This is a genomic window from Pseudoalteromonas maricaloris (assembly GCF_024746855.1).
GTDB classification, from domain to species: domain Bacteria; phylum Pseudomonadota; class Gammaproteobacteria; order Enterobacterales; family Alteromonadaceae; genus Pseudoalteromonas; species Pseudoalteromonas maricaloris.
The window spans coordinates 2,225,589-2,242,763 of the sequence record NZ_CP024625.1 but is presented as its reverse complement, the minus strand read 5'-3'; the positions used below and the strand labels follow the sequence as shown (position 1 = coordinate 2,242,763).

Below are 17,175 nucleotides of genomic sequence, written 5' to 3'. Positions count from 1 at the left end.
TTCCTATTGATGTGTTGATAATATCAACAAATTATTATTGCTCACGGAAGCATAGCTACCATGAGATAGTTTAAGTTCTACCAAAAATAATTTGATAAGTCACACAATGAAATAGAGAAAATGTGAATTTTTTGTGATGCGCAATGGTGCAATTCTGCACCATTTTGGGGCATTACTTATTAGTGTGTCGTTCCAGCGACAAGTTTAATATCTTGCTTTTGTGTAATAGCACTGGTTAATAGGATTTTTATTCCTTTAACTAGGGTGTCAATGTCCATACTGGGCGCACCAGGGTGGTGCGCCGCTTGGGAGGGCAAGTATGGAATATGTACAAAGCCACCACGGCACGCTAAGTCATGTGTACTAAGATAGTGCAGTAATCCATACATCACATGGTTGCACACGTAAGTGCCCGCAGTATTAGAAATACTTGCAGGAACTCCCGCTTGAAGCGCACTACTTAGCATACTTTTTATTGGTAAAGAGGCAAAGTAAGCATCGGGTCCGTGTGTAACGACTGGTGTATCTATCGGCTGGTTTCCTGCGTTGTCGGCTATTCTGGCATCGTTAACGTTAATCGCAATACGTTCGATGGAGATATCACAGCGTCCACCAGCCTGGCCTAAACAGATCACGGTGCTTGGGTGATACTTATCTATCGCTTGTGTTAAAGACTCAATACTTTTGTCAAATTCACAAGGTAACTCTTTTGTGTGGATCAGGTGACCTTCAATGGTCTCACCTTCTAATAGCTGAGCTAATTGCCATGAAGGGTTGATGGACTCACCACCAAATGGGGTGAACCCAGTCACGAGGACACAAGGTTTACTGTAACTGGACATTAAAAAACGACTCCGTACATAAGAAAAATATTAATCACCAATAACGTTATAGCGGTTGGTATTTGCACTTTAATGACTTGGTACTTATCTTTTAAATCTAACAGTGCCGCTGGCACGATGTTGAAGTTAGCAGCCATCGGCGTCATCAGTGTTCCACAATAACCCGAATACATGCCAATTGCGACGAGCGGTGCAGGATCAGCGCCATGCCCTTGGATCAAAAATGGCAGCGCAATACCTGCTGTCATTACCGGAAATGCAGCAAAAGCATTGCCCATTATCATGGTAAATAGCGCCATGCCCACACAATACAGTACAACGAGCATAAAACGGTTATCTGGCGAAATAAATAATGTCACTAAGTCTTGGATTGCAGTGCCAGTGTTTGCGACGATAAATACACCGCCAAGCATTGCTAACATCTGCGGCAATATTGCTGCCCAGCCTATTGAGTCGACCAAGCGACGAGACTCAGAAAGTGCTTGTAGTGGACTGCCTTTGGTTATTTTCCAGCTTACCAGTAATGCGATGGTGCAAGCGAGTGTCAGTGCTGAAAGCGTCACATGTTCCTGATCGAATAGATAAAAGTCGCCGAGCTGGATCTCACTTAAGATGATAGTACAGATCACGGTAACTATTGGAATAAGTACGGCAGGAACAAACAATTTATTACCAAACCGATTTGCGTCTTCTGTTTTGGCTCGTTCGCACGGCATGTCGTAATTTCCCATGGAAACCATATTCATACCTGCAAGCAGTGCGATGATCACCACGTTGATGCCAATCCATAAATATGTATTTCGCTCACCAATCAATGCGATAGAAGCATCGCCAAAGATAAAAACAGAGCCAAATAAAAACCAAAATAGTGCCGTAGTGAGACGCTTAGGATGGGCCTTATCTTGTAGCGTTTTTACCACCAGAAACATCACGATAAAACCAATCAATAAATAGATGTTGTCAATTGAAAGTAGGCTAGATTGCGCGTCAGAAGTGTTCATTAAGCTCATAATGACTCCTCCTTAAGCGCTGAATTTGTGTTGCTAGGTGTTTGCTCTTCTTCGCTTTGTTGCTGCTGACAGCGCGCAATTTCTGCCCGGATTTTTGCTTCAAATCGCGCTAAACGGAAGAGATGAACAATGAGCGCGGCAATTGCAGTTGGTATTGCCCAAAGTCCGATATGTAGCGGTTCAATCCCGGCAATGCCGTTTTCTTTTAGAAATGCATCCATCAGTAGTACAGCACCAAAGGCGATAAAAATATCCTCGCCAAAGAACACGGCAATGTTATCGCAGGCGGCAGCATGTGCGCCTATCATGTCTTTTACATCTTGTGGCAGGTCGCCGTATTGGTTTGCCGCAGCGCCTATCGCCATCGGAGCAAGCAGTGGTCTAACGGTTTGCGCTTGGCCCGCTAAATTGATTAACCCCAGCGCAGCGGAGCACTCACGGACCACAAAATACATACTTAAAATTCGAGAAGTGGTCGCCCCTTTTATGCCCGCAACCCAAGCTTTAGCGCGTTGCTGTAAACCGTAACGCTCTAAAATTGCAATCACGGGTAAGATAAGTAAAAAGCTCGCAAGCTGGCGAGAGTTCATAAACTTTTCGCCAAAGGTGGCAATTAAGTCGACAAAGTCTATTCCAACGGCAAAACCAGTAACTAGACCTGCCGAGGTGACAACCAATAAGGGATTAAACCTCAGAGCAAAGCCAATAACAATCACGGCAATGCCCGAAAGGGGAAGGAGATTTAGCTCAGTCATTTTGTTGTTCTTTATTTTTAAGCGCTAGCCTTAGCTGATTGAGATGCGCCTGTACTCGGTGAGATTCCTTTGCTGCATCTATAAGGGATGTTGATTTTAAATGAATACAATCACCCGCGCCCAATTGGCTCAAGTGGCGCATATCGGCTTGAATGATGGTACCAATAATTGGATAACCGCCTGTGGTTTGGCAGTCATTCAATAGGATAATGGGCTCGCCACTGGGGGGCAGCTGAATAACGCCTGGGTGGACGGCTTGGGTTGCAATATTATGTGTATGTATTAGGCTGCTATGGCCACTTAGGCGAATGCCCATACGATTACTGCTGGGGTTTACTTTCCAAATGGTGTCGTTTAATACACTCAGTGTCTGTTTGGAAATTAACTCGAGATGCGGGCCTGGGATAAAGTGAATGAGTTTTTCATAACCGGGCTGTAGACCACCAACGGCGCTTTTGGCAGTGCTTGGCGTGTAGCTTAGTTTGTCCCCTTGTTTAAGAGCTCGGCCGCTTACTCCTCCAAAGCCTGCCATGAGATCGGTTGAATAACTCCCAAGCAGCTTGTCTATGTTGGTAAATCCACCTTCAACCACCAAATAAGCGCGTAAACCATCGCGATTTTGTTTAAATGTCAGCTTATCTCCAGCTTTAGCACTGTAGCGCCAGCAAGGGTATATCGCTTCATCGTTTAAAGCTGCATTGAGATCTGCCCCCGCGATAACAAAGTTAGTGGGGGCGTGGAAGTGAAACTCGCATAAGCCAATGGTCACTTCAATAGCTGCACTATCGTCGTCATTTGACAAGAGTGTATTTGCAAGTTTAAGCGCAACAGGGTCGATGACACCTGCTTGACTTACTCCTAAGTGGCGAAGTCCTTGACGGCCAATGTCTTGAATAGTTGAAAGTGGCCCAGGTTTAATAACTTCTAGCATGATTTCTCCACAAAACGCACGATATCTCCTGGTTGTAGCAAGCTTGCTGACGCAGAATTTGGGTCAAATAGCGTAGTATTGGTTTGTCCAAGTAAATGCCAGCCACCGGGAGATTGGCTCGGGTAAATTGCACTGTAACTGTCTGCGATGGCAATGCTGCCTTTGGGGACCTTGGTAATTGGTGTGGATTTTCGGGGTAATTGAAGTGCGGTTGGTAACCCTGATAAGTAAGCAAAACCGGGTAAGAAGCCAATAAATTGTACTTGATAATCAACGCTTGAGTGCAGCTCGATAAGCTGTTTTGGTGTCAGTTGTAATTCGTGGGCTATACGTTCAAAATCCTGTCCGAATTCTTTGCCATAAAACACCTCAATATGATGGTGTGTTGGCTTTACCTCTGCTACTTCTAGGTCTTGCCAATGTGCTTGGATTTTGTGTTGCCACGCATCGGCTTTACGGGGGTCTTTTAGATAGGCAGTAACGGAAGACTTAGCAGGCACCACATCAATAAAGTCACCGCTATTATCAAGCCATTTCTTGAGGGCGAACAATTGTTGATTAATTGGACTTTTGCTATCAGGCAAACATGTTGCATTTACAACAATTGCTTGCTCACCTAATAGATAACAACTCACATCGGACATAGGCAATAACAGTTGGTTGCTTTGGTAAACGTTATAATTCTTATAACACACCTCGCAATTGAAACGAAGTTATTGCTATCAGTTGCCGTTTTGTTGCAGTTACAAAAAAGCCGTGCTTAAACACGGCTTAAAATCTGAGGATTTATTTAGCAGTTAATAGCCATTGACTTAGAAGGCGAACGCCATAGCCTGTACCACCAGTTGGTACTTCGTCTTTGGCTGAGCTTGAAAGTGCGTTACCGGCAATATCGATATGAACCCAACGGGTGTCACCAGCAAATTGTTGCAGGAAAGTCGCAGCAGTTGTTGCACCAGGACCACCTGAACCTACGTTTTGGAAATCGGCGATGTCTGATTTTAGCTTGTCTTTATAGCCAAGCGGTAGACGCCATACGTTTTCGTTCACAACTTTACCTGCGTTGGTAAATTCTGTAATTAAGCTATCATCTTCAGAGAAAATTGCTGAATACTCGTTACCAACAGCACCAATTTTAGAGCCTGTTAATGTCGCAACGTCAATCATGATCTCAGGGCTATAATGTTTACGTGCATACCACATCGCATCAGACAGCACCAAACGGCCTTCAGCATCTGTGTTGACAACTTCTACGCTAATGCCTTCTGCGGTGCGCAGTACATCCCCCGGTGCGATTGCATACTGAGACACCATATTTGCTGCCATCCCCATCACAGCGACCACGTTTACGTCTGCTTTGCTCAGTGCCATTGCTTTTACTGTACCAAGCACGGCAGCCGCGCCCGCCATGTCAGATTTCATGCGTGCAATCGAAGCGCCGGTTTTGATGCTATAACCACCAGAATCAAACGTAATACCTTTACCGATCAGAGCAATCGGTGTCTCGCTGTTGCCTTTATAGTGTGCTACAACTAAACGAGAGCCGTGCTCACTACCACGGCCAACGCCCTCAAGTGCGCCCATGCCAAGCTCTTTAAGTTCAGCTGGTGCTAATACTTTTACTTCAACGCCATATTGTTCAAGTTCCTTTGCTGCTTTTGCAAAGTCTACTGGGGTCATTTCTGTTGCGACTTCAGAGGTCAAGTCACGCGCTAAAAACACGCCAGCTTGAATGTGTTGTAGTGCTTTATACTGAGCCTGTGTTGCTTGCTTATCGGCAACGTCGAAGTGATAGCTTACGTTAAAAGTGTTTGGTTCTTTTTTATATACTTCGAAGGTGTGGTCACGAAGGTTTGCACCGTGTGCAAATTGTGCTGCTAGTTCTGCATTTGAGAGCGCTCCCTCAACGTCTTCGAATGCAACTGCAACACTCTCCAGCTTTTTACCTTCAAATTTAGCGTGTAAGTTACCGCCAAGTTTGGTCATTTTGCTCGCATTGAGTGCGCCTGTTTCACCTAAACCAACAATGAAGATACGCTTATAATCAGAGTCTACTGGCGCTAATACTTCAACTGTTTTGCCATATGCTCCTTTAAAGTCTTCAGCAGCAATTGCGCGCTCCAATTGTTTGCGAGTGTCTTTATCAAGGAACTTTAGGTTACTTTGGCTTTCACCAGCTTGAAAAATTACCAGTGCATCAGCGTCTGCAAGCTTGGTATTGAACTCAAAGTCAGCGGCATTTGCAGAAGTCATGCTGGCAACCGCCAGCGCTAAAGCAGAAAAACGCGTAGTCAATGACATAATCTTATCCTCAGATAACTAAAATTGCGGCGTTTTTACCTTAATCAGAGAAATTTAGACACAATTTGTCGGTGAAGTAACAGGTTTTACCGTTCAGTGACATTAGGTAAGCGGCTTGTCAGCACAATGCCTAATATCGTGATCATAATGTAGAGTGCAAGTAACACTGTAATTGAAAATGCCGAGGCAATGACACCAAGTGCACTTGTTAATAAAAGCACAATACCGATAATTGTGTTACTGAGCGTGACGTAACTGGTGCGTTTGTTTCCTTCAGCCATATCGACCACGTAGGTTTTGCGGCCCACGCGCACGCCTTGATGGGCGATAGCAATAACAAAATAGCAAAGTGGAATGAACCAGATTCTTTCTAGCAGTGAAGAATAAAATAAAGAAGTTGCCAGTAGTATTGCAGTGATAGCAACGGTGATTGTAGCGCCATACATCATCACGCGTTTACTTGATTGGTCGGCAAGACGGCCCCAAAAAGCCCCACTGACTAAACTGGCAAGCCCAGACACCGCTAACAAAGCTGCCAACACCCATGCTCCGTTGCCGATATTCTGCTGCGCCAGCACGGTGAAATAGGGCGGAATAAGCGCGGAACTTAACAAAAGCCCACGCGCAAAAATAAATTTTTTCAGTGTTGGGTCTGTTTTTAACAGCGCGAAATCTTGCTTTATTTTGTCTAATCCGTTTTCACCGCCTTCGGTGGCGCCTCCATATTCTTTGATTTGTGAGAACGTTAGCGCACCAATCAACCAAAAGGTTGCAGCTAGTACCAGTGTGATCACAAAATTGAGGTTGTTTACTTGAGTGGCAGCGATAAAAAGCCCAACACCAAATGTAACGGTTATGAGTCCACTTATAGAGGCGGCTTGGCCGCTAAGCTGGCCGCGCTTTTGTTTAGGGATAGTTTTACCTATGACATCTTTTGACGACACGGAACTTAAGCTGCGGGCGATGCTAAAAATCGCCAGTAATCCAAGTACCAACCAAGCGTATAATTGATTTTCAGTTTGTTGCCATGCAAGTAGCGCCATAAGCAGTACACAAATAGCTTGAGTGAGTGCGCCGAGAGACCAAAGGTGCTTTCGTTTAGCATGCTTACGCACCCATTGACCAATAAACAATTGTGGGATCAGTGAACCAGACTCGCGAATGGGGACTAGAGCCGATATCAAATAAGCAGGAGCACCGAGTGATTGCATCAGCCAAGGTAGCGTGATCTTTGGGTTGAGTAGGGCATCTCCCAATTTACTAAATAGTTGACTCAATAAAATAAGCACGTAGTTACCGGGAACTTCTTTACACGCCTTATCGTCAATTGCCTTACAGGCACGCGCTTCGTCATCATTGGTTAGCTTTTGATAGAGATTCTCACTTATTTTACTCACACCTATTCCTTTATTTTGCAGTTTTGCAGACAGTACTACTTCACTATCATGAACGACTTTAGATGAAATGATAATTAACCTTAGACGGTCTCATTTAATACGCAGTAAATCATATTAAGTTCAATAAGTATGAAGTGATAATCATACTTAGTTGTGACGTACAGCATTGAGAGGGTAGTGATGAGAACATTACAGGTAGCCGCATCGATAGGATTTATCATGATGTTAGGTGTAGGCGTATCGGCGCTCGCGGGGACAGATATGCCCAAGCCTAAAGTTGATGGTGCAAGTAACCATATTAAAACGTTAGTGTTAGGCTCCGGTTGTTTCTGGGGTCCCGAAAAACGCTACGAGAAAATGACGGGCGTGATAGATGCTGAGTCTGGCTATGCCGACGGTAAAGGGTTTAAGCCAAGTTATAGAGAAATTATTAAATCGAGCCGACGCTTTGATGAAGACAACTATGCGGAAGTGGTAAAGGTAACTTACAACGCAAATCTTATCACCACCGATGCGCTGCTAAAGTACTACTTTGAAAGTCATGATCCAACCCAAAAAAACCGTCAGGGTAATGACGTTGGAACGCAGTATCGCTCGATCATTCTATACACAGATGAGCAGCAAAGTGACAAGGCCCACACATTAAAAGCGCAGTATCAACATTTATTATCTGAGCAAGGCTATGGCGACATTCAAACCAAGATCAAGCCACTTAGAAAATTCTATCCAGCGGAAGAGTATCATCAAAACTACTTAACCAAGAATCCCAAGGGATACTGCCCAGATCACAGCACGGGAGTGACCTTTGAAAAGGTGACGAAAGATAAAACAGATAACACTATGCTAGCCCAAGGTAAGCATATTGTGATTGTTGATGCTAAAAGCTATTGCCCTTATTGCGAGAAGCTAAAAAAAGAGGTGTTAAACGACTATCAAGGTGATATCCCACTTCATTTTCGCTATGCAGATCAACTCGAGGGACTAATGATAAAAACCGCGACTTGGGCGACGCCAACGATCTTATTTATTGAAAATGGTGTTGAGTCCCTTGGCTTTCAAGGTTTTATGGCGAGAGAAGAGTTTTATAAGGCACTCGGTGCTTTTAAGCTGGGTCGTTCAGAAGCTTTTGACATTGCTTTTCAAAAAGGCACAGAAAGACCATTTTGCAAGCAGTATGATATCTTTAAAAACACACCAGATGGCGTATTTATCGATAAATTAAGCGGCAAGATTCTTTTTGACACCCGAGATAGATTTAACTCAGGCACTGGGTGGCTGTCGTTTACTCACCCAGTAAAAGACAGCGTGACCTATCACAAAGATTTAAGCCACGGAATGGTAAGAACCGAAATACGCTCAAAAAGCAGCGGCATTCATTTAGGCCATGTATTTAAAAATGAAGGGCCAAAGGGTCAAGACCGCTATTGTATCAATGCCCAAGTACTTGAGTTTAAAGCGAGAGAGGCGCTTTAGGTATTACGCCTAAAGTCACTTTTGCTAAGGAGGCAGACATAAACCAAAGTCGAAGTTACTTTTGTGTATTAAGAGAACAGATTTACTTGTTAACTTTTCAAAGTGGTGCTTTGGTTGCTTCCTCCTAAAATTTGATCTGCCGTTCATGTGGCCATTTATACTAATTTGGCTCTAGACTAATATGGTAACAGGTTGATTTTTATTAAATATCCAGTTAGCTTCGGCAATACTTATATATAAAATACGCAAAAGGAATTCTTATGCACCGTATACATATTCTGTGTCTAATTTGTTTGTGGTGGTTCATTACGTCACCGACAGCGGCTGCCAATGAAACTCCTCACCAAGTCAAAGCACTCAAAATCACTACGCTGTCGACCATGCTTGCGGATAGTGGCATTGGCGAGTGGGGATATGCAGCACTAGTTGAAGTGGACGGCCGAAAAATTCTTTTTGATACTGGTAATCGGCCGCAAACAGTACTGCAAAATGCGCGAGACTTGCGGATCGATTTGTCTGATGTAGAAGATGTAATTTTAAGCCATAATCATGGCGACCACACCGGTGGACTAGAAACATTAAGGACCGAGCTGAGTAAAAAGAATGCAAAAGCGATGTCTCGCGTTCATGTTGGTCACGGTATTTTCGCAAAACGTGCAGGTAGAGAAAACCGCATGCACGCGATGAAGCTCGCGCTTGAAAAACAAGGTGTGATTTTCAAACAATACAGTGAGGCGCAGGAAATTTACCCAGGTGTTTGGTTAACAGGCTATGTTGAGCGCATTCACCCCGAACATAATTGGAGTGGAAATAGCAAAATTGAAGGTAAGCACGGCGATATAGAAGATAACATTCCAGAAGATATGTCACTGGTGATAAATACCAAAGATGGCTTTGTATTAATAGCTGGTTGCGGGCACGCGGGTATCATCAACACGATGGAACACATAGTAAAAACGATCCACCCCGCAGATATTACGACGGCGATAGGCGGATTCCATTTAATGAATGCGGATGATAAACACTTGGCATGGACAGCAGGTAAATTACAGCAGTTTGGCTTAAAGAATATGATGGGTGCACATTGTACTGGTATTAACTCGCTATACGTGCTGCGTGAATTGATGAAGTCAAACCGTAAGCAAATGGTGGTGGGCTCTGTGGGGGACAGCTTTACTTTAAGTGAGGGCGTAAAGGCTGGCTACATCGCTCGTTGAGCCATTTGGATTTATTCCGCTATTTGGCTTTTTCAGCTACTGGCGTTGGTGATTTTGGTTATCACTTTCGTTAAACATAGGAAAGTTAAGTACACGGACAAGTGAAGCGAATTTAGTCCAATCAGTAATGTAATCACTGACATTGCGGGATTACACCGACAGAGATCGATGAGCTTGACCTGAATTATTATCATGGAAATATCTTTCAGAGTGGTTTTTTATCGCACTACATTTTTGTACTTTGTCAAAGATATTGATGATTTAGTTAGGGTATTCAGCGAAAAGATAATGTGAAGGCTGAATTTAGCCTTCGTAAAGTGTTTAGTGTAGGCACCTTTTTTCACCCATGCATAATATTGCAATGACAGGGACAGCTAATAAAAAAATAGCGCCTTCTGCGATATCTCTTAGTGGTGTCGTAATCGCTGCTGATGCCTTTTCTGAAAAACTTTGTGCAACGCTAAAGTGGATTACGAGTGGGTGCTCAAATTGTTTGAAGTGAGCAAAGTTCAGGTCCCGATTATCATATCTATCACCAACAAGTTTGACAGAAACACGACCAGACTTAAAACCGTAGTCTTGGGCTTTTGCTTCTATCTCGTTCGGTGTATTAGGACTTAATAGAATATCAACCTTTCCTTCTACGCTTCGCATTGAACTGATGTGAAAGTCATTTCTTTCAAGAGAGATAAATGCTAAAAGCGGGCTATCGAGTAGCTTGGCTAAGGTGGGATCAGTACGCAGTATGTAATGATGCTCTTTTCCAACAAAGATGACATGTTTACCGTCTTCAGTTTTTAAAAAGGTCGAGATTTCATCTTGATAAGACGTGGTTTTAGTGATCTCATGATAGGTTGAACATGCCGTTGAAAAGCAGAACAATATCGTTGTGAGTAGAGCTAATTTGAGGGTGTGTATCAGTTTTGTCATTTTCCTTCCTTGACGTACTTTTTTATTCGTCGCGAACAGTACGATAATCGGTACTAGATTGGCAACAAAAATTTAATTATTTGACGCGAATTACATTGCTAAAGTCATAAAATAGGCGTATACATCGCGTCGAATTCTTGCTTTCTTTTTAGGTGTATCTGTGGACTTTTTTTGGGTGTTGTTACTCATTAGCTTGAGTGCAGTTTTCGCGCTGTGTGAAATATCATTGGCAGCGGCACGCAAAGTTAAATTACAAACCTTATTTGATCTTGGTGACGTTAGAGCCAAGAAAGTATTGTATTTGCAGGCCAATGCGCATCAGTTTTTTGCTGCGGTACAGGTGGTACTCAATGCCTTGGCAATTGTTGCGGGTATGATAGGTGAGTCGGTTTTTACCCCTTATGTATTGCAACTACTAAACTGGGTTGCAAGCTTTATGTTTGCCGACGTTGCGGCTCATGCTTCGATGTTATTGCAAATATCCACAGTGGTGTCGTTTTTACTGATCACATCGTTATTTGTATTGTTTGCGGATTTATTGCCAAAACGAATAGCTATGGTCATTCCAGAAACTATCGCGATGCGATTTATCCATCTAATGCTCGCCAGTGTATGGATTTTTAAGCCTATTATCTGGCTATTTAACGTGTTCGCTGATTGGATAATAAAGCTATTCAATTTACCAAATGAGCGTGACGAACAGGTAACCCGTGATGATATTTATGCGGTGGTTGATCAAAGTGCTGAGCAGGGTGAGCTGTGCGAGCATGAGTACAATATCATTGGCAATGTGCTCGACCTTAACCAGACTAATATTACCCAAGCGATGATCAATCGCGATGCAATCGTGTGGTTAGACATTCAAGAATCAGAAGAAAACCTGAGCACGTTAATTCAAGCGCACAGTTTTCAACAATATTTGCTGTGTGACGGCTCGCTCGACAAAGTGATAGCTGCACCTGAAGCCAAACAACTGCTTAGTAATATTTTGGCTAAAAAGCCGTTACTGGATGGTCAACAACAAGAATTCCATAAGCCGGTAATTTTACTTGATACTCTAAGCCTTTCCGATGCGCTAGATGGGCTGAAAAGTCATGAAAGCAACTGTGCGGTGGTGATCAATGAATTCTCAACTGTGGTCGGGATGGTAACGTTATCCAGCATCTTGAATTTAATTGCACTGAAAGACGACCAAGCAATAGAAGCCCAATTTAGACAAAAGGATAACACCCGATGGCTAGTGCAGGGTGATATGTCGATTAAGGACTTTCAAGCTTCGGTGATTGAGTACGAGTTTGAACCGATTGAAGCCATAGAAACCTTAGCCGGTTTTGTGATCCACAGGCTAAAGCATTTTCCTATCGAAGGAGAGGCGTTAGAAGTTGATGGCTTTAAGTTTAAAGTAATAGAAATTCAAGGATTGGCCATTAGGCAAATTGAAGTAACCAAAGAGCCCCAACTATAAGGGGCTCAGTGTTTCTAACACCGCGTTGATTTCTTTTAGCACCAAAGCCGAGGAATCCTGCATAAAAAAGTGCCGTCCAGGTATCGCTTTAGGCGTGATACCTTGTTTAAAGCAACTTTCCCAATGGTGCATATCCGTCCCTGTTGCTGCTTTATCCCGAGTACCATATAACACGGTTGCAGGCACGTCGAGTTTACAAACCGAGTCGTATTGATAGGTCTCTCCCAGCTTAAAGTCCGCTTTTAACGTTGGCAGCATCAGTTGTTGCAGTTCTATATCATTGAGCAAAGCCGGTGGTAAACCACCCATTAAATTTACCGCCGCAATGAACTTCTTATCGTCAAGAGTATGGTAGGGGGATTTTCTTATCGCATATTGTGGTGCCTTCCTTGCTGCAATAAACAGGTGTTTAACTATATTGCAGCTGCTATGTTGAAGTGCTAAGGCAAGCTCATACGCAATATAAGCGCCATTGCTATGACCGTAAAAAATGGTGGGTAATGGCGTTGCTTCGCTCAAAATAGATGCTATTGCTGCGACCAAGGTATGAATATTATCAATGGCAACTTCATGACTTCGCTCCTTTCTTCCGGGTGCTTGGAGAGCATATAAAGCGACATCTTCAGGCAGTTTTCCTGCCCAGTTTTGATAAACAGCTGCATCTGCGCCAGCAAAAGGAAAGCAAATGAGTTGTTTGCGAATGGTGTGAGGCTTATTTAATAAAACTAGCCATTTTGAATCTATGCTATCTCTACATGTTTGTAATGCGACTTGGCTCATTGTTAACTCAATAGGTTCTTTTTAGTTGCTGTGAAAGTGGCTGGCAGTTTGTAGGTCGCGCGTAGCGAGAAAGCCACAAACGTAAGGCTCACGAGGGCTTGAACTACCACACTTAACACCGTGATATACCACAGTTCCGTAATCGTAAGTTGCTGTTGTTTTACTAACCAAATGATTGGCAGAACAAAGGTAAATAACCTTGTGGTGTTACTGTAAAGTGGTGGCCACGTATTACCTGAGGCTTGAAACAATCCCGAACAAGTGAAAATAACCCCCGTTGCGATAAAGCTCCAAGCGACGACATATAGAAAGTAACGGGTGTGTTCGATGACTTGTGGGTCTTCTGAAAATGGCATGGCGAGTTGAGCTCCTAAGTGTGCTGCGAGTAAGGAAACTCCCAACATCAAGCTACACGTCGCGACCAGAGACCAATAGAATGCCTGTCTAAATCGTTTGAAGTTCCCTGCGCCGTAATTTTGTCCTGCTATTGCAGGCAGTGAAAATGCGACGGCCATCACGGGCAAAAACAGAGCTTGGATCACTTTCGAGCCAATTCCAAATCCGGCTTGTACATCGGTGCCAAAATCTTTTAATACCCAAAATGTTGTCGACATATAAACAAACATCAGAATAAGTTCAGCACCTGCTGGGCACCCTACAGAAAATAGCCGTTTTATGGTGTGGCGATGAAATGTTAGAAACAATTGGCTATCTAGCACCAAATAACGTTTGTCGTAATTGAGATAAAACCAAAGTGACAGCACGGCTATCAAAACAGAAATGGAACTGGCCAGCCCCGCACCTGCAATGCCCATTTCTATACCTAATAGCCATCCCGAGATTAAGATGGGAGACAGAATAATATTAATAATAAGAGAGCCGATTTGCGCGATCATCATTGGCTTTACAACACCAGTTCCTCTCAGTGCAGCACCGATTGTAGTCATAATAAATTGCAGCACTAAACAAGGTAAAAACCAGTATGAGTAGCTTAATGCTGCCTCTGTGGTTGCGGGATCTTCGCTCGTGATGTGCAGATAAGATTTGATGCCATAGATACCAGTTAGTAACAAGATGGTACCAAGTGCCACGGAAGCGAATAATGCTTGGTTAAATACAAGATTGGCGCTGGACTGATCCTTTTCTCCTACCGCGTGCGCAACTAATGTTGCCGTTCCGACATTCAAAATCTGGCTGACGGCGAAAATCAAAAACATGATATTGCCAATTAAACTGAGCGCTGCGACTGGAGCACTGCCTAAGTCTGAAACAAAATAGAGATCGGTAAGCACATAAAGTGTTTGCACAAACATCCCAATAGACATGGGTAGCGCCATAGCTACTAGGTGCTTAGGTAAGGAACCTTGAGTTAGATCTTTCATGCAGCTACCTTTTCCTAATATCTACTGTTGAGGGAGTGGAACGTGACTCGATGTCATATTCTTGAGGTAGCGGAGTTGATTTGGTGTATCTTGGTCTATTTCCACGTTTACTGATGAACCATCGAAATGGATGAAGAATTCCTTTGGCAACCTCAAAGGCACTTGGAAATAAATATGGCTTAGTAACTCCAACTTGAATTGGACTACTATCTGGGCGGTAAAAAAAACTCCCGAATAACTGGTCCCAAAGACTCAAATCAGAGCCAAAATTTCCAGCCTCTTTCAATTCAACGCTATGATGGAAACGATGGAGCTCTGGTGTTGCCACAATGTAGTTTAGCCATCCCATACGAACATTTACATTGGCATGAATGAAATATCCGTGCAGTGCTGTAAATTGACCGGCAATGAACATCCCTTCGGCTGAGAAACCCAGCAATAGAAATGAGGTTTGTATAACTAGCGCACTCAAAAACACTTCCAAAAAGTGAACGACAGAGTTATTACTTACCGTGACTTTGTTAGGCCGATGATGGATCCCATGAAAGCTCCAAAGAAACAGGTGACGATGTTCTAACCTATGTAGCCAATATCCGATAAACGAGCCGACGAAAATGGCTAGAATGGCATTTTGTGCCAAGCTCAATGTATTTTCGATAGGAGCGAGCTGGAGTGCAATCACTCGCACTAGTGTCTCGCTAAACGCCCCGTATACGATGACAAGAATAAAGCACAAGCCATCTCTGCTCCATTCCTTTTTACTGGGATGCCATTGTGTTTTAAACGGGTTTAGTCTTTCCATGATAATAAAATAGGCAATGATGATGAGCACACTGGAGAATGCCGCTAATCCAAGGTCAATGTCTTGTTGCAAGACAAAGATACTGTAACCAATAAGGATCAAAACGATTAAAGGGTAGCAGATAAATGCACAAAGCCTACGAAGTTGGTTTTTGATTGGACTAGGCATAATTGTCTGCCTCATTAGTGAGGTGCGGCTGTGGATTTTGCTGTTCTGGATAACAGACCCTAAATGGTCTTTCATCTTGTCGACAAAGGTATTGTGCAACATAGCGGCCACTGGCCGTTGAATGTGTTACGCCGCTAAATGTACTCCATTGCCCCGTATAATAAAAGTTGCCTAGATTCGGGAAAGTAGGACCATGCTTGATTTGGTAATTTTCTAATTCTTCTGTCAGTGGCGCAAAAGGGTGCCAAGCTAAAACTGTTCCATTGTGGTTTTCGGTATAACGTTCACTGGTTAATGGCGTTACAACATCTATAAACTCAACTTTGTCTGTAAGGCCTTCAAAATATTGGTTAAGGAACTCGATTATCGCCTGACCCACTTTTTTCTTTGCTTGCTTATATTCGGGTGAACGGCGTTTGCGTGTATAAGGATTACGACTTTGCCCTGAAGAGGTAGATTGCACGACGCTTTGCTCCATCGCTTGCCATGCGTCACTTTTTGATAAATAAGTGACGTAAAGGACTGACTTGCCACTTGGTGCATGATCTGGATATAGCGTATTGCGGATTTGCACACCGATCCCACTATGATAATTACCGACCAATTGGCGCGAAATCGATTCGGGTAACAAGTATGAGGTATAAGGGTCATGGTCGGAATAGTCTGCATTTACTGCAATAAATACCGCAACACAGCCCGGAAATACCACGCTGTTTGCATCTTCTTCTAGCTTTGTGAAAAGCTTATCCAGCACAGGGTGAGGGTAGCGATTTTGCAACATCTTACGAGTGAGTTTGTAACTATCACAACTGGCGACAACATAATCAGCGTAATGGAGAGAGCCATCGGCTAATTGCACACCAACCGCGCGGTTATTGTCGGTGAGAATGTGCTCGACTTTACTTTTATAATGAATGTTTGCCCCTAGCTCTTTTGCCCGATTTGCCAATCGCTTCGCAAGACCTAATGAACCAATACTAGGCACTCCTGCATTTTGGTTTGCAGCACAAGCTAAATTAAAGACAAAGGGCATTAATCGTAGCTCGCTATGGCGGTCAAAAATAATCCAGTTGAGTGCTTCCGCAAGCGTGGGGTTTGAAAAGCGCTTAGAAAAGTCTTCCATCGTGACAGCAAGCGTTTTCATAAAGGTGCGCATATAGGGCAGCAATTGCCACATCATTTTGCTTTTTTCCCACCATGTCATCAAGCCACTACTTTTAAGAAAAGGGAAATACGGCATACACTTGCGTAGTTTTCGGATGTGTCCACACAATTCAATGATTAGTTTGCTATCTTCAGGAAAGCGCTCAATTAGAGTGGACTCTAACTTGTCTGGATCGACATAAAAGCGGATCTTTTCGCCGTTAGCCGTGACGACTGAGTTAAATATCTCAGTGTTGTATATAGGCACGTTTTCAAGGCAGCCTAGCTCATCCCAGATGGTTGCCATTTCGTTGTTGGTTCCTGTGCCGTTTAGCCAGCTGATACACCAATCAAAAGTGTATTCTTTTCGTTGCCATGAGGTGCAGCACCCACCTGGTGTTTCATGCAGTTCGAAGACGGTGCATTGATAACCATTCATTTGGCTATAAGCAGCGGTACCAAGACCAGACATACCAGCACCAATGATAATCACAGACTTTTGTTGTTCGGACATAGTTTTGTTCTTTTAATGATGCTCGACAAGCCATTTTAAATACCAAATTAGCCCGTCGAGCGAAA

General features: G+C 43.4%; 15 protein-coding genes. 3 read left to right on the top strand and 12 right to left on the bottom strand.

Going from position 1 to position 17,175, the window contains the following annotated elements; all coding sequences use genetic code 11:
• Positions 1 to 179: 179 nt before the first annotated feature.
• The 7 genes from pcp to CTT31_RS09640 form a co-directional block, all read right to left on the bottom strand.
• On the bottom strand, positions 180 to 842 hold the full coding sequence (gene pcp, locus CTT31_RS09670) for a pyroglutamyl-peptidase I (protein ID WP_260491179.1): 663 nt from the start codon (positions 840 to 842) through the stop codon (positions 180 to 182).
• A complete protein-coding gene (locus CTT31_RS09665) occupies positions 842 to 1,852 on the bottom strand; it encodes a DUF979 domain-containing protein (RefSeq protein ID WP_138523046.1) in 1,011 nt (336 codons plus the stop codon). The genes pcp and CTT31_RS09665 overlap by 1 nt, the downstream gene beginning before the upstream one ends.
• Positions 1,849 to 2,607, bottom strand: coding sequence for a DUF969 domain-containing protein (locus tag CTT31_RS09660; RefSeq protein ID WP_010372454.1), 759 nt, complete (start codon positions 2,605 to 2,607; stop codon positions 1,849 to 1,851). Before CTT31_RS09660 ends, CTT31_RS09665 begins: the two co-directional genes overlap by 4 nt.
• Complete coding sequence (locus CTT31_RS09655; protein ID WP_039497712.1) at positions 2,600 to 3,538, bottom strand: 5-oxoprolinase subunit C family protein; 939 nt, start codon at positions 3,536 to 3,538, stop codon at positions 2,600 to 2,602. Before CTT31_RS09655 ends, CTT31_RS09660 begins: the two co-directional genes overlap by 8 nt.
• A complete protein-coding gene (gene pxpB, locus CTT31_RS09650; protein ID WP_039497714.1) occupies positions 3,532 to 4,182 on the bottom strand; it encodes a 5-oxoprolinase subunit PxpB in 651 nt (216 codons plus the stop codon). The genes CTT31_RS09655 and pxpB overlap by 7 nt, the downstream gene beginning before the upstream one ends.
• 142 nt (positions 4,183 to 4,324) lie before the next feature.
• The gene (locus CTT31_RS09645) at positions 4,325 to 5,839 is read right to left on the bottom strand and encodes a leucyl aminopeptidase (RefSeq protein ID WP_039497716.1); all 1,515 of its coding nucleotides are present in this window, start codon (positions 5,837 to 5,839) and stop codon (positions 4,325 to 4,327) included.
• An 86-nt stretch (positions 5,840 to 5,925) separates the two neighbouring features.
• The gene (locus tag CTT31_RS09640) at positions 5,926 to 7,236 is read right to left on the bottom strand and encodes an MFS transporter (RefSeq protein ID WP_039497721.1); all 1,311 of its coding nucleotides are present in this window, start codon (positions 7,234 to 7,236) and stop codon (positions 5,926 to 5,928) included.
• A 219-nt stretch (positions 7,237 to 7,455) separates the two neighbouring features.
• Here CTT31_RS09640 and msrA point away from each other — a divergent pair, with 219 nt between their 5' ends.
• On the top strand, positions 7,456 to 8,709 hold the full coding sequence (msrA, locus tag CTT31_RS09635; RefSeq protein WP_260491178.1) for a peptide-methionine (S)-S-oxide reductase MsrA: 1,254 nt from the start codon (positions 7,456 to 7,458) through the stop codon (positions 8,707 to 8,709).
• Positions 8,710 to 8,969: 260 nt separating this feature from the next.
• The gene (locus tag CTT31_RS09630) at positions 8,970 to 9,926 is read left to right on the top strand and encodes an MBL fold metallo-hydrolase (RefSeq protein ID WP_260491177.1); all 957 of its coding nucleotides are present in this window, start codon (positions 8,970 to 8,972) and stop codon (positions 9,924 to 9,926) included.
• Positions 9,927 to 10,247: 321 nt separating this feature from the next.
• Here CTT31_RS09630 and CTT31_RS09625 read toward each other — a convergent pair whose 3' ends face one another.
• Complete coding sequence (locus tag CTT31_RS09625) at positions 10,248 to 10,856, bottom strand: hypothetical protein (RefSeq protein ID WP_211857643.1); 609 nt, start codon at positions 10,854 to 10,856, stop codon at positions 10,248 to 10,250.
• A 160-nt stretch (positions 10,857 to 11,016) separates the two neighbouring features.
• Here CTT31_RS09625 and CTT31_RS09620 point away from each other — a divergent pair, with 160 nt between their 5' ends.
• Positions 11,017 to 12,321 carry a hemolysin family protein gene (locus CTT31_RS09620; RefSeq protein WP_260491176.1) on the top strand — a complete coding sequence of 435 codons (1,305 nt, stop codon included), beginning with the start codon at positions 11,017 to 11,019 and terminating at the stop codon, positions 12,319 to 12,321.
• Here the strand turns inward: CTT31_RS09620 and CTT31_RS09615 are convergent.
• From CTT31_RS09615 to CTT31_RS09600, 4 genes are read right to left on the bottom strand one after another with little or no spacing between them, the layout of a single operon-like run.
• On the bottom strand, positions 12,316 to 13,101 hold the full coding sequence (locus CTT31_RS09615) for a thioesterase II family protein (protein WP_260491175.1): 786 nt from the start codon (positions 13,099 to 13,101) through the stop codon (positions 12,316 to 12,318). The two genes, CTT31_RS09620 and CTT31_RS09615, sit on opposite strands and share 6 nt — an antisense overlap.
• Positions 13,102 to 13,103: 2 nt before the next feature.
• Positions 13,104 to 14,483, bottom strand: a complete 1,380-nt coding sequence (locus tag CTT31_RS09610; RefSeq protein ID WP_260491174.1) for an MATE family efflux transporter — start codon at positions 14,481 to 14,483, stop codon at positions 13,104 to 13,106.
• A gap of 4 nt (positions 14,484 to 14,487) precedes the next feature.
• Positions 14,488 to 15,453 (bottom strand): sterol desaturase family protein, encoded by a 966-nt coding sequence (locus tag CTT31_RS09605; protein WP_211857638.1) that lies wholly within the window; start codon positions 15,451 to 15,453, stop codon positions 14,488 to 14,490.
• Entirely contained in the window at positions 15,446 to 17,110 is a 1,665-nt protein-coding gene (locus CTT31_RS09600; protein ID WP_260491173.1) for a phytoene desaturase family protein, read from the bottom strand. The genes CTT31_RS09605 and CTT31_RS09600 overlap by 8 nt, the downstream gene beginning before the upstream one ends.
• Positions 17,111 to 17,175: the final 65 nt, after the last annotated feature.

Excerpts from the sequence above, each read along its gene's own strand:
- CTT31_RS09660 (WP_010372454.1), bottom strand. The coding sequence starts at position 2,607 with ATGACTGAGCTAAATCTCCTTCCCCTTTCGGGCATTGCCGTGATTGTT.
- CTT31_RS09610 (WP_260491174.1), bottom strand. The coding sequence starts at position 14,483 with ATGAAAGATCTAACTCAAGGTTCCTTACCTAAGCACCTAGTAGCTATG.
- pcp (WP_260491179.1), bottom strand. The coding sequence starts at position 842 with ATGTCCAGTTACAGTAAACCTTGTGTCCTCGTGACTGGGTTCACCCCA.
- CTT31_RS09655 (WP_039497712.1), bottom strand. The coding sequence starts at position 3,538 with ATGCTAGAAGTTATTAAACCTGGGCCACTTTCAACTATTCAAGACATT.
- CTT31_RS09625 (WP_211857643.1), bottom strand. The coding sequence starts at position 10,856 with ATGACAAAACTGATACACACCCTCAAATTAGCTCTACTCACAACGATA.
- msrA (WP_260491178.1), top strand. The coding sequence starts at position 7,456 with ATGATGTTAGGTGTAGGCGTATCGGCGCTCGCGGGGACAGATATGCCC.
- CTT31_RS09645 (WP_039497716.1), bottom strand. The coding sequence starts at position 5,839 with ATGTCATTGACTACGCGTTTTTCTGCTTTAGCGCTGGCGGTTGCCAGC.
- CTT31_RS09630 (WP_260491177.1), top strand. The coding sequence starts at position 8,970 with ATGCACCGTATACATATTCTGTGTCTAATTTGTTTGTGGTGGTTCATT.
- pxpB (WP_039497714.1), bottom strand. The coding sequence starts at position 4,182 with ATGTCCGATGTGAGTTGTTATCTATTAGGTGAGCAAGCAATTGTTGTA.
- CTT31_RS09615 (WP_260491175.1), bottom strand. The coding sequence starts at position 13,101 with ATGAGCCAAGTCGCATTACAAACATGTAGAGATAGCATAGATTCAAAA.
- CTT31_RS09665 (WP_138523046.1), bottom strand. The coding sequence starts at position 1,852 with ATGAGCTTAATGAACACTTCTGACGCGCAATCTAGCCTACTTTCAATT.
- CTT31_RS09600 (WP_260491173.1), bottom strand. The coding sequence starts at position 17,110 with ATGTCCGAACAACAAAAGTCTGTGATTATCATTGGTGCTGGTATGTCT.
- CTT31_RS09605 (WP_211857638.1), bottom strand. The coding sequence starts at position 15,453 with ATGCCTAGTCCAATCAAAAACCAACTTCGTAGGCTTTGTGCATTTATC.